The organism is Maribacter aquivivus (assembly GCF_900142175.1).
In the GTDB taxonomy this organism is placed as follows: domain Bacteria; phylum Bacteroidota; class Bacteroidia; order Flavobacteriales; family Flavobacteriaceae; genus Maribacter; species Maribacter aquivivus.
On sequence record NZ_FQZX01000001.1, the window covers coordinates 1707222 to 1720014 of the forward strand.

The following is a 12793-nucleotide window of genomic DNA, read 5'->3' on the forward strand; positions in this document are numbered from 1 at the left end:
AACTTTGAAGAGGTGATGAAAGAGGTGCGTTTTCTATTATTGGCTTTGGTGGGTCTTCTACTGGTAACGTCTTGTTCAGAAGAGCAAGATTTTGATCAGATAGACGATTTAACCGTTACCCCAAGTTATGAGGCTAGCATCTTCTATGTAAAAGCTCAAGAAACCTTGATTAATAGAGTAGAGGGTCTAAACTTTTATACCCAAGAATTTAATTTTGATGCTTTTGAAGAACCTTTTTTTGCAGAAAGGGTATTGTCTGGTGTCATAACTTATGAGTTAGAGAATACTACCAGTAAGCCTATTGAAATTAGACTTGAATTTTTAGATGAAGCTGAAAATGTTTTAGATACAGAAGTTTTTAGTATGGATGCAGCACCTACGGCAATACTACTGCGTGAAGTGGCGTATGGGACTTCAGGTAAAAGCCTCGATATTATAAAAGCAACCTCAGAAATAAAGCTAACAGCTATAAACTTAGGTGACAATAGCAGCTCTTCAAGTTTGCCGGATCCTGCAATCGTGCTTCGTTCTAGCGCACAATTTACTTTAGACATACGATGAGATTATGCCATTGCTTTTTTATAGCTGGCGTATTGCTTACTTTGAGTTTAAAAGCTCAGAATAAGCAAATTCTTTATGACTTTAATGAAATACCACAATCACTATCTGTAAACCCTGGTGTAGAATCTGATTTTAAATGGTACGCAGGTGTACCATTATTATCTGGTATTTCTGCTTACGGGGGTTCTAACGCTATTTCTATACATGATATTTTCGCCAATGACGGGGTAGATATCAATATAAAATTTAGAGAGCGGGCTTTAGAAGTACTTACACCTAAAGATGAGTTAAGTACTACGATACAAATGGAATATTTGAGTGGCGGATTCAGAAGTGAGAATCCGAATATATTCTACTCCTTTGGTGGGTATCTTGAGTTTGATAATATAGGCTACTGGCCTCAAGATATTGCATATCTCTTGTACGACGGTAATGCAGATCAATTGGGTAGAAGCTACGATTTGGGCGATTTAAAAGTTCGTGGTTCTCTAGTGAATGTTTTTCATTTCGGTATCAATAAAAAAATAGACCGCAGTTTAACTATTGGTGCTAGAGGTAAATTGTATTCGGCAATTGCAGATTATAGCTCTTCAACTAACAATGGGCATTTACGTAATGTAGAGGGTCAGAATAATAGAATTGCAACGAATTTAAATGCTGATTTACTCTTGCGAACATCTGGTCTTCGTGCTTTGAGAGACGCAAATAATTCTGAAACTTTAGGTAATGAAATCATTAGCCGTGCCCTTTTTGGTGGTGATCTTGGTTTAGGTCTAGATCTTGGTTTTACCTATCATTTGTCTGAACGTACTACGGTAACTGGTAGTTTATTAGATGTAGGATTTATCTATCATTCTGGTGATACAAAAAGTTATAGTCTAAAAGGGAACACAACAGTTGAAGGTATTGAAATAGATATTTTGGATAATTTTGCGAGTCTTGATAGAGATTTTTGGCAAGATTTGGTAGATGAGGTAGAGGGTGCCGTACCGTTTGAAACAGATACCCAAAGCTATGTTTCGTTTAGACCTACAAAAATGTACGCATCAATTAGAAATGATTTTGGTGAGCCTGTAGGTAACGGTGGATCGCAAAGTTGCGATTGTACAGCCGGATCTTCTGGAGGTGGCGAATTGCGTACCAAGTACCGAAATTCTGTAGGTGGGCAACTTTATATGATCAACCGACCAAGAGGACCGCAAATGGCACTGACTGGTTTTTATACTCGTAGAATAGGTAATGTTTTAGCACTTAAAGGAACATATACCATAGATAAATTCAGTTCTACCAATGTAGGTTTGGGAATGAACCTGCAAGCCGGACCTGTCAACTTTTACGTTATGGCAGATAACTTATTATCTTATAATAATATAGCGGCTACGAACTACGCTTCATTTCAATTTGGATTGAATATTATTTCTTGGGGTCGCAACAAGTAGCATATCTTCTTCGCTGCTTTTTATTTTTTTGGCATGCTTTTTTCATATATTACCGTGAATTTAAAATTTACAACGTTTTGAAAATAGTTATCGCCTTAGTATTCACTTTTATTGGATTTTCTTCATTCGCACAAACTAATTTAGATGATTATAAATATATCATCGTACCTAAAAAGTTTGATGCTTTTAAAAATATGAACGAGCACCAAACAAGTACGTTGGTAAAACATCTTTTTACCGGTAAAGGTTTTGTTGCAGTATATGACGATCAATTGCCCGAAGATTTGAAATTTAATAGATGTTTGGGGGTTGTTGCAGATTTGCAAGATGATAGTAGTATGTTTTCAACCAAAACCATTATTAATCTAGTAGACTGTAATGATAAGATTGTATTTAGTACCATGCAGGGTATTAGTAAGGAAAAGCAATACAAAGAAGCCTACAGCGAAGCAATTAGAGAATCTATGCGCTCATTTAATGGAATGAACTACACTTACAGTGCTAAAAGCGAAAAAGATGAGCCTGTGACCGTTAATTTTAAAAATGACGTTAAAAAGTTAGACGAATCTAAGGCTGCTGCAATTTTAAAAGCAGAAAAAGTAAAGGAAGAGGAGATAACAACCAAAAATACAGAGGTAATTTCTGAGGAAACCGAGCAAACTCAATACTATAATGATCGTACTCCTGTAACATCTAATATTAAGAAAACAGCACCTGCAACACCTGTTTTAAAAAATGTAGAAGTTAACAAGACAATGAAACAAGATATTTGGTATGCTCAGGAAACCGATAATGGATATCAGTTGGTAGATAGTTCGCCTAAGGTTAGAATGAATTTATTAAAAAGCTCGACTGACAATGTTTTTATGGCAAAAACCGATACTAAAAATGGTATGGTGTACCAAAAAGATGGTAACTGGGTTTTTGAATATTATGAAAATGATAAATTGGTTCAAGAAGAACTGAATATCAAATTCTAAAAGTCATATTTTGCCTTCCATCTATTTTTTATAAAATCGCTAAGTGCTTTTTCTCTTGCATTGTTTCCTGGTTTGTAGAAGGTAGTTCCGGTAATTTCATCGGGTAGAAATTCGGCATTTACAAAGTTGTTTTGGTAATCATGGGCATATTTATATTCTTGTCCGTAACCTAAATCTTTCATCAATTTGGTAGGTGCATTTCTCAACGGTAATGGTACAGTAAGGTTTCCGGTTTGTTTTACGGCTTGTTGGGCTTTACCTATCGCCATATAACTTGCGTTGCTTTTTGCTGAGGTTGCTAAGTAAATTGCACACTGACTTAATACTATGCGCGCTTCTGGGTAACCAATAGCGGTAACTGCTTGAAAGGTGGTATTTGCCATGACCAATGCAGTTGGATTGGCCAAACCAATATCTTCAGATGCTGAAATAAGCATTCTACGTGCAATGAATTTTACATCTTCACCGCCTTCTATCATTCGAGCCAACCAATACACAGCGCCGTTAGGGTCACTTCCTCTAATAGATTTTATAAAAGCCGATATAATATCATAATGTTGCTCACCTGTTTTATCATATAGCACCGTATTCTTCTGAACTTTAGATAATACCAATTCGTTGGTGATGACGATATTGTCGCTTGCTTCAGAATTGACCACAAGCTCAAAAATATTCAGTAATTTTCTGCCATCACCTCCAGATAAACGTAACAAGGCTTCCGTTTCTTTAAGTTCAATTTTTTTAGACTTTAACAATGTGTCTTTCTCCATTGCCCTTTTTATCAGGTTTTCTAAATCATCTTTTCCGAAGGCATTTAAAACATATACCTGACAACGAGAAAGTAATGCAGGTATAACCTCAAAACTTGGGTTTTCTGTGGTAGCACCAATTAACGTAACCCATCCTTTTTCAACAGCTGCTAAAAGAGAATCTTGTTGAGATTTGCTGAACCGGTGTATTTCGTCAATAAATAGAATGGGATTTTTAGCGGTGAACAATCCGCCAGCTTGCTTCGCTTTATCGATAACTTCTCTAATATCTTTTACGCCACTATTAATAGCACTTAAAATATAGAAGGGTCTTTTACTCTGTTCTGCAATAATGTTTGCTAAGGTAGTTTTACCTGTGCCTGGAGGTCCCCAAAGTATTAATGACGGAATGATACCCTTTTTAATTTGATGTGTTAGCGAGCCCTTTTCACCCACCAAATGGTGTTGACTAATATACTCGTCTAATGTTTTGGGTCGTACGCGTTCTGCTAAAGGTTCATTCATAGTACAAAAGTATACTAAACTTAAATGAGATTAAAAAAGTTGTGTGCCAATTGATTGTTAAGTAAGGTTTGGAATGACAATATGACCAATTTGTAAACGTTGGTAGTATAATTGTTATTCTAAAACAAAATTAAGCTCATGTCTGAAATGGGACATTATAAATTTTCAAACAAAGTAATTGCTATTCCGCTATTAGCAATGATTTTGATATGGGGCGTATATTGGTTAGAATTGGCTTTAGGGGTGAATTTCAATGAATTTGGCGTGAAGCCCAGAACAATACTCGGCTTGCGTGGTGTTGTATTGAGTCCTTTTATTCATGGGTCTTTGGAGCACTTATATAACAATACTATTTCCTTAGCAATTCTACTAGCTGCTTTATGGTATTTTTATAAAGATGTGGCGTGGAAAGTAATTTTATACGGAATACTATTATCAGGATTTTTAACATGGATGATTGGGCGTACATCTTACCACATTGGTGTAAGCGGACTCATATATGTCCTAGCCAGCTTTATTTTTTTCAAGGGGATATTTAGTTCTTATTTTAGATTGGTGGCACTCTCGTTAATAGTTGTTTTTATTTACGGAAGTATGCTTTGGTACATATTCCCAGTAAAAGAAGGAATGTCTTGGGAAGGACATTTAGGAGGTTTCTTAACCGGATTGTTTCTAGCTAAAGTCGTTAAAGCCCGCATACCACCAACCAAAAAATATGAATGGGAAAAGGAAGGCTTTAAAGAGGAAGACGACCTATTCTTGCAACATTTTGATGAAAACGGAAACTTTAGAGAATTACCCATAGAAGAAGATATCGATGAAGAAAGTAGTTTTAAAATTAACTACATCTTTAAAGAAAATTCCGAAAATGAATCTAAAATATAATGTTGAATTACAAACGTTGGCGAACTGCTTCGTATAAGAATACGGCACAAGCAACAGAAACATTCAATGATTCTATTTCACCAAATAACGGTAGCTTAGCTCTATAATCTGAAGCTTTTAAAATAGAAGGTGTAATACCACGATCTTCAGCACCCATAACAATAGCGATAGAATCAGTAAAAGGAACATCATAAACAGAATCATCTGTTTTCTCTGTAGCCGATACTATTTTAATATCTGATGCCTGTAAATAGAAAACAGCATCTTTTAAATGGTCAACTTTTGCAATTGGCACTCTATAGGCAGCGCCGGCAGAAGTTTTTATGGTATCTGCAGTTACTGGAGCAGCACCTTTCTTTTGAACAATAATGCCATCCACACCTGTACATTCGGCAGTTCTAATAATAGCACCAAAATTACGTACATCAGATAGTTGGTCCAATAATAAAAATAAAGCCGGACCTTCTTTTGCATTTGCTTTCTCCACTAAATCTTCAAGGGTATGAAATGCAATAGGGGAGATGTTGGCAACAGCTCCTTGGTGGTTGCTTTTGGTAAGTCTGTTCAATTTTTCAATAGGCACATAGACCATATTGATTTCATTACGACGCAATAAACCTTCTAATTCTTTCATTAGATCTCCTTTAAGACCTTTTTGTAGAAATACCTTATCTATCTCTTCATTTGAATTGACAGCTTCTATAATGGCTCTTAAGCCATAAATTTGAGTGGTTTTTTGCATGGGGCAAAGGTAAATAAAAACCGCCCAACTATTGTTGGGCGGTTTTAAATAATAAGGTTAAATATTTTAGCTATTTAAATAGTCGAAAACTTTAATTAAATCTTGTTCAGACTTGATGTTTAAATTATTCTCTTTTAGGTATACTTTCAACTCTTCTCTTTTAGACTCATCTACTAACTTGATAAGTTTTTTGTTTTTTTGAGGAATTTGATCAATTCTATTTACGTCACTTTTTTGAAAATAGAATTCTGTAAATTTTGTAAATCTGCTAGGTACTGCTGCTACAAAAGAATTTTGAGCAGGTTGACCTTCGGTAAACTTCACAAGAGTTCTTTCGTATAGATCATATTTACTGCCTTTTTTTATAAGAGATAGATAGCCGTTGATAGTAGCATTTTTTTCGGTAACAAAAGTTTTGAAACTTAACGGTTTTGCATTTACAAGAAGACTAATTTCTTTATCTTTTACTAATGCTTGATATGCTTCATCTTCAGATGCAGTTTTTTTAATTTCAATCTCTTCGTTTAGGGCATTGTATCTATAGTATATAGAACCGACTACTTCGTCATTATATTTTAAAACTGTTGGGGCGAAAGTGTTAGAAGTGTATGGGGATCCTTGAAATTTGTCTAGATCTATTTCACGTCTTTTTTGGTAAGCCTCGTTTACTGGACCTAAGAAATTGGCGATAGCTGCTCCTGCAGCAGCATTTTGGCTTGCTCCACCTAAGTTAGTAGGTACTTGACCCGAATATTGAGCATGTAAAGCTGTACTTGCTATTACGGTTATTGCTAATAATAATATTTTTTTCATGGTGTGGTTGTTTAAGAGGTTTAATTTAAATAAAATTATTAAATCTCTTATATTCAGTATGTTTAATTTTTTGTTAATTCGAATGTTCTCAGTTTGTCATTGTTAAAACCTGCAATAAGTAAGGTGTGGTCATTAAATTTTATTGATTCCGTACTTTTTACGTTTCCTCTCAAATAAAGACCTGTTTTTTCCATAGTTGCTGGTGTATAACCATCCTTCCCATTTGAAATTAGTGCTAAGCCAGATATAGCATCTAGTCTTGGTGTTTCAACTTCTGTTTCATAAATGTTGCCAGATATTACACAATCTTCAAATCCATCTTCATTTAAATCAAAAACTGATATCGCCAAAGTTGGAAATAATTGTGCTTCGTTAGGTAATGTTACTTTCTCAAACTCGTTATTGCCTTTGTTTAAAAGTAGGATAGAGTTGAATTCTGTTACTTCATTAGAATATGAATCTTTTAACTTGTCGCCATATATATCTTCCATAGTCGCTTGTGCGAAATCATTATATGTTGTAAATTTTTCTTTAATAAATGGCATTTGTTGAGATGAACATTCTCTTCCCCTTACAGGTACATAAGTCTCGTGGTATTTTTTACTTAAGACTACATCGTTAATACCATCATTATCAAAATCATTAGAATATATTTTAAATGGTTTATCCTCACTTGCTGTGAACTTTATATTTCTGCCAACGTTCCCAATAATGTAATCTTTGTTGCCATCATTATTTACATCCGTTTCTTTTATTTTAAACCACCAGCCCTGGGTGTTTAGAGCTGTTTCTTCAGTTAAGAGGCGTTGAAATTTTCCATTTTTGTTTTCAAATATTCCTATTGGTGTCCATTCACCAACTGCAATAAAATCTTGCCAGCCATCATTATTGAAATCTGTAGTGATAATACTATTGATTAATCCGAAATTTTCTAATTCAGGGGCAATATTTTCAGTAACATTTTTTAATATACCATGGTCATTTTCATAAAGTATTGAAGCACTATATTTCGGATAACTATGAGGTATTATTCTATTTCCTACTAAAACATCATTATCACCGTCTTTATCAAAATCTATTATGGTTACCGATTTCCCGCTTTTTGGAAATGACTGTAAAACTGGCGTATCCATCTTATGAAAATTACCTTTGCCATCATTTAAGTATAATCTATCAGCATAATAAGAGGAGCTTTTTCCATACTCATTTCCACCGCTTACTACATAAAGATCTAGGTCATTGTCATTATCAAAATCAAAGAAAACCGACTCGGCATCTTCTTTTTCTTTATCTAGTTGAAATGGTTTGGGAGTTCGTTTGATAAATCCATTTTCACTTTGTATGTATAAGGTGCCAGATTGTCCTGATCCACCACCTATGTATAAATCTTCTTTTCCGTCGCCATTAATATCCCCTTTAGATGTAAATGGTCCAGTATTAGATTGTTTGTAAGGTAAAAGAATCTCTTGTGCAAAGTCATCATAGGTGGTTTCTTTATGTTTGAAATCTATATTATATTCTTCTTGATTTTTTGCGATAAAGTAAGGATTTCTGTCAATTGATATTTCTTTAGAAATTAGACTAGCATCTTTTTCTGAAAAAGTTAAAGTTGAATTTGATTCAACATCAAATTGATACGATATTTTACCGCTAGGCCATTCGATTTTTACAGTATCTATAGTTGTAGAGTTACCTATGCCAAAATGTGCTGCATTTTCTTGAGAAGACATATAGCCTCTAACTCTTTTTATCTCTTCATATTGATTCTTGCTATCATATGAGATGCTAACTTTAGCAAAAGATTCTGTTGTTGTGCTTTTGGTAATTACTTTTAGAAAGTTTCCAAGGCTTTGTTCTACTGTGTTGTTTTTATATAATAAAGCCTTTTGGTCTATATTATTGATTATTAAATCTAAGTCACCATCATTATCAAAATCTCCTTGTGCAGCACCATTACTAAATGTTAATTCTTCTAACCCCCATTCATTACTTTTTTCTATAAAGTTTAGGTCACCCTCGTTTTTATATATTAGATTGCTTAAGCTCTCTGATGGCATTTCATCATATAGCTTCTGCTTTATGTTATTAGGTATGTTGCCTTTATATTTTACTTTAGTGTTGTATACTTTGTTCTGAAAATCATTGTCTAGGGCGTATTTTCTATAGCCATTGGTGATAAAAATATCTTTTAACCCGTCATTATTATAATCAGACATTAAAACAGACCAGCTCCAATCTGAGCTTGCCATTGATGTAAGTTGAGATATGTTTGAATAATGGTTTTTGCCTAAATTCAATTGAAGTGAATTGAACATGTATTGGTATTGAAAACCGGCAGTATTAGTTAAGTAATTAAACTTATCTGTACTCATTGAAGCCATAAGTGTTTTAGCTCTGAAATGATCGCTAGATGCCATATCTAATACAAATATGTCTTGTAAATTATCGTTGTTAATATCTGCAATATCTAAGCCCATACCATAAAATGAAATATGTTGGGTAAGTTCTTTTACTGAGTTTTTAAAACTACCATTTTTAGTGTTTAGATATAGGGCGTCAGGTAAGTAGTAGTCGCTAGACATATATATGTCTAAATATCCATCGTCATTAATGTCAGAGACACATAGTCCTAACCCAAATATTGGGTTTTCTAAACCTACTTCTTTTGTTACATCAACATATTTCCCATCATTATTTTTGTAAAAGTGACTACTATTGAAATATTTGTTTTCTGAAGAGGTTTTAACTGTTTTAAGAAGAGAAATAGGGTCTAAGCCATACAGTTCATTTTCATTCATAACTATACAATCCAAATCACCATCGTTATCATAATCAAAAAATGCTGTTTGAGTGGATATTCCTGCATCATCTAGTGCATATTCTTTTGCGTTTTCTGTAAAGGTGTTGTCATGATTATTAATGTATAGAAGATTGTTTCTATTACTTCTATTATTAGGTCCGCCTTGAGAGATATAGATATCTTGCCAACCATCATTGTTAATATCTACAAAGGTTACGCCATTACTCCATTTTTTATTGAAGTTAATACCCGCTTTCGCAGAGATATCTTCAAAGACAAGATTGCCTTTGTTCAGATATAGTTTGTTTTCAACTTGATTTCCTGAAAAGAAAATATCTAAAAGCCCATCGTTGTTTATGTCTTCAACTCCAACGCCTGCACCATTATAGAAATAATCAAAATTAAAAACGTTGTCGTAAGTTTCTATGTTTTCTTTAAGGTCATTGCTAAATGTTATTTGGCTATGTTCACTGGGTATTTTTTTAAATATTTTTTGATTACTTGATTCATTGGATGCTACATTACTTATTGGTTCTTTTTTTTGATCAGAACATGATAAGACTAGCAATGTTGATATAATTAAATAGCTAGTAATCAATAGTTTTTCTGTTGTAATATGTAATAGCTTTAGCATGCGGGGGTAATTAAATGTTGTAAAAAAAAATAGCTGCCCTAAACTAATAAGGCAGCTATTGTATAAATTATAAATTACTTAGACTACCCACCACAGATATTCAATGTTTGAATACCAACAGTTGGACTTGGTCCGTCTGAAAGTGCTAGTTCTCCAGTTGGAGCTTCTATTTCATAAGTAATTTCACTATCCCAGTCACCTGATGAGAATGCTAATGTAAATTCAGCAGCTCCTTCAGGTACAGTGAATGTCTCTGTTCCAGCAGCACCACTTGCAAGTGTGTAAGATGTTTCAACACCATCTATAACTACATCAATCGATGCGCCGTTCCATCCATCACCATAGCTATCTTCCAATGTAATTGTGTAATCACCAGCAACAGGTGCAGGAGGAATACATTTTATAATTGGATTATAGAAATAAGGAGCATTAAAGAATGAACCTGTAATGGTACCTGTACTATCATCATTGGTAAAAGTTCTACCGTCTGTTAAAGTTAAGATTAAACGAAATTGAATAGCGTCACCACCATCAAAATCACCTTCAACTAAACCTAATTGAGATAAAGCATTAGCTAAAGTTGTTTCATAGCTCGCTCTTGGTAATCCAAATTCACCATCAGTAAAATCAGATGGTAAGAAAGTCTCAATTAGAATTTCATCAACTGTAGAATCACCGTTAGCTTCTGTATTATCATCAAAACTAATATATAGATCAACTTTTTCTAATAAATCACCATCTTCATAGTCTTGCTCTTCAAAAGTAAAACTAAAAGTAGTAGAAGTATCAAAACGATCTAAAATACCGCCTGATTCAATTGTTCTTAAAACAGCACCTCTAGTAGTTTCTGCAAATACTTCATCAATAACTTTACCACCATCGTCATCACATGATGTTATTAGTAGCGAGGATACACCTATAATAGCGCCTAATATTTTATTGTTTATTTTCATTTTCTTATTTTTTAGTTAGCAGATGGGAAGGCTGGTCCGGCTGGATTGGTATCCCAAAATACTTGAGTTGATAAATCAGATTTCTGAGAAACATTTGAGTTTGTAATAACCTCTGTTTGAGGATACAAAAATGATCTAGGAAAAGCACCTGGATTTAGTTCCCAGTTAGGAGCTAAAGTTGTTGGGAAGCCTGTTCTTCTGTAATAGTTGAAAGCTTCAACACCACCACCGTAAAGTGCGATCCAGTATTGCTCAGATAAGATGTTTGTTTGGTCATCTCCTGTAGCTGCTGAGTAATCGGCAACAATACCGTCAATATATGCTGTTACATCATCATCTGAAGGGGCTACAGATAAATCTGCACCAGAATCTAAAGAACCAAAACTTTGAACTTTAGCAATCGACTTTGTCATACCAGCTTCTAAAAATGTTGCTTTTGCTGCAGCTGAAGTTGCTACTTCTGCTTGCCAAAAATCTACATAAGATGCTAAGATGATTGGCTCTATACCGCCGCCTCCGCCACCAAAGCCAAGACCAACAACATCAAAACTACTATCATCGAATCTACCTCCAGCAGGATATACGCCAGCTGCGGTTTTTTGGAAACCATCTGGTGGGCCTCCTTCATTATTACCGTGAGATCTACCCCAGTATCCATTATCTACTGAACAATAAACAAAACCTTCATAATGAGCAGGTGGTATAGCAAGTGAACATGCAAGTAATTCCTCATTTGGTGCTACATCCTGCGCACCTGGGGTTTCACTTTCTTGACGATAGAAATAATATCTAATTCTAGGGTCATTTTTTACTAACATGTTATTCATTAACCAGTTGTTCTGATAAAGGTTAGCTCCACTACTAGTATAGTCGTCGTTGTAATCTGGGTGACGCGTATCTGGTTGTAATTCTCTTGTGCCATATTGCCATTGAAAATCATCTGCTGTTTCAGCTATGTAATCACCACCTGCAATAATCGAGTTAAAAGTACTTGTGTCACCTGTTGTAACAGCAGCTTTTAATCTTATGGTGTTGATTAGTTTAATCCAGTTTTCAGTGTCACCACCATAGAAAAAATCTACACCACCTTGCGTAGCAGGATCAGCAGCAAATAATGCTTCAGCTTCGGTTAGCAATGCTAATGCACCTGCGTAAACATCTTCTCCATCATCTAACAAAGGAGCAGGGAACTCAGCAGGGTTACCTGCTTGACTCAAAGTAGCTTTCCCTAAATAATCGGTAACTAATAAAAGCATATGTGCTTTTAAAGTTTGACCTACAGCGATATGAAATGAGAAATCTGTATCAGATTCAGCATCAATCGTTTTTAGGTTTTCAACGTTAGGAAAAATACCTAAGTCAACAGCGTTAGTGAAAACATCGTTATTACCATCTGTGCTACTGTAAAGACGTTCCCAAATGTCATCAAAAGTATCACCTGGGTAAGTGTTAAAGTAGTTACGACCGTTCATGTAGTCAATTCTGGTTAGTTCAGAACCTATATCGTTTATCGTATACATATTAGCAACATATGCTAATTGAATCGAATTCAATAACAGGTTTGGATCTGCTTGATCCGCAGCAAGATCGTTAGGGCTAGTCCTAAGATCTAGGTCTGTTGTTTCACAAGAGTTTAAAAGCACTCCTGCGGTAAAAACAACGGTTATATATTTAATAATTTTTTTCATAATATTTCTATTAATTAAGATTAG

At 34.6% G+C, this 12793-nt stretch carries 10 protein-coding genes; 4 read left to right on the forward strand and 6 right to left on the reverse strand.

All coding sequences use genetic code 11. The features are described from left to right. Window positions 1-15 precede the first annotated feature (15 nt). The 3 genes from BUC31_RS07140 to BUC31_RS07150 all read left to right on the forward strand — a co-directional run bounded on the left by BUC31_RS07140 (window position 16) and on the right by BUC31_RS07150 (window position 2980). Window positions 16-561: a hypothetical protein gene (locus BUC31_RS07140; RefSeq protein ID WP_073242560.1), complete on the forward strand. Its 546-nt coding sequence runs from the start codon at window positions 16-18 to the stop codon at window positions 559-561. Next, a complete protein-coding gene (locus BUC31_RS07145; RefSeq protein ID WP_073242562.1) occupies window positions 558-2000 on the forward strand; it encodes a DUF5723 family protein in 1443 nt (480 codons plus the stop codon). The genes BUC31_RS07140 and BUC31_RS07145 overlap by 4 nt, the downstream gene beginning before the upstream one ends. 77 nt (window positions 2001-2077) lie before the next feature. After that, a complete protein-coding gene (locus BUC31_RS07150; protein ID WP_073242564.1) occupies window positions 2078-2980 on the forward strand; it encodes a hypothetical protein in 903 nt (300 codons plus the stop codon). Here the strand turns inward: BUC31_RS07150 and BUC31_RS07155 are convergent. Continuing rightward, window positions 2977-4254, reverse strand: a complete 1278-nt coding sequence (locus BUC31_RS07155; protein WP_073242566.1) for a replication-associated recombination protein A — start codon at window positions 4252-4254, stop codon at window positions 2977-2979. The two genes, BUC31_RS07150 and BUC31_RS07155, sit on opposite strands and share 4 nt — an antisense overlap. Window positions 4255-4392: 138 nt before the next feature. On the opposite strand from BUC31_RS07155, the gene BUC31_RS07160 reads away from it, so the two are divergent. Next, window positions 4393-5139 carry a rhomboid family intramembrane serine protease gene (locus BUC31_RS07160; protein WP_073242568.1) on the forward strand — a complete coding sequence of 249 codons (747 nt, stop codon included), beginning with the start codon at window positions 4393-4395 and terminating at the stop codon, window positions 5137-5139. A gap of 7 nt (window positions 5140-5146) precedes the next feature. On the opposite strand, the gene rlmB is transcribed toward BUC31_RS07160, so the two are convergent. From rlmB to BUC31_RS07185, 5 genes are all read right to left on the reverse strand, one after another. Then, a complete protein-coding gene (gene rlmB / locus BUC31_RS07165) occupies window positions 5147-5881 on the reverse strand; it encodes a 23S rRNA (guanosine(2251)-2'-O)-methyltransferase RlmB (protein ID WP_073242570.1) in 735 nt (244 codons plus the stop codon). Window positions 5882-5947: 66 nt separating this feature from the next. After that, a complete protein-coding gene (locus BUC31_RS07170) occupies window positions 5948-6694 on the reverse strand; it encodes a hypothetical protein (protein ID WP_073242572.1) in 747 nt (248 codons plus the stop codon). 62 nt (window positions 6695-6756) lie between these two features. Then, on the reverse strand, window positions 6757-10128 hold the full coding sequence (locus BUC31_RS07175) for a VCBS repeat-containing protein (protein WP_073242574.1): 3372 nt from the start codon (window positions 10126-10128) through the stop codon (window positions 6757-6759). 83 nt (window positions 10129-10211) lie between these two features. Continuing rightward, complete coding sequence (locus BUC31_RS07180) at window positions 10212-11081, reverse strand: hypothetical protein (protein WP_073242576.1); 870 nt, start codon at window positions 11079-11081, stop codon at window positions 10212-10214. An 11-nt stretch (window positions 11082-11092) separates the two neighbouring features. Then, a complete protein-coding gene (locus tag BUC31_RS07185) occupies window positions 11093-12769 on the reverse strand; it encodes a SusD/RagB family nutrient-binding outer membrane lipoprotein (protein WP_073242578.1) in 1677 nt (558 codons plus the stop codon). Between the last annotated feature and the right edge of the window lie 24 nt (window positions 12770-12793).

Coding starts and splice junctions, on each gene's coding strand:
- BUC31_RS07140 (WP_073242560.1), top strand. CDS start 16: ATGAAAGAGGTGCGTTTTCTATTATTGGCTTTGGTGGGTCTTCTACTG.
- BUC31_RS07145 (WP_073242562.1), top strand. CDS start 558: ATGAGATTATGCCATTGCTTTTTTATAGCTGGCGTATTGCTTACTTTG.
- BUC31_RS07155 (WP_073242566.1), bottom strand. CDS start 4,254: ATGAATGAACCTTTAGCAGAACGCGTACGACCCAAAACATTAGACGAG.
- BUC31_RS07160 (WP_073242568.1), top strand. CDS start 4,393: ATGTCTGAAATGGGACATTATAAATTTTCAAACAAAGTAATTGCTATT.
- rlmB (WP_073242570.1), bottom strand. CDS start 5,881: ATGCAAAAAACCACTCAAATTTATGGCTTAAGAGCCATTATAGAAGCT.
- BUC31_RS07170 (WP_073242572.1), bottom strand. CDS start 6,694: ATGAAAAAAATATTATTATTAGCAATAACCGTAATAGCAAGTACAGCT.
- BUC31_RS07175 (WP_073242574.1), bottom strand. CDS start 10,128: ATGCTAAAGCTATTACATATTACAACAGAAAAACTATTGATTACTAGC.
- BUC31_RS07180 (WP_073242576.1), bottom strand. CDS start 11,081: ATGAAAATAAACAATAAAATATTAGGCGCTATTATAGGTGTATCCTCG.
- BUC31_RS07185 (WP_073242578.1), bottom strand. CDS start 12,769: ATGAAAAAAATTATTAAATATATAACCGTTGTTTTTACCGCAGGAGTG.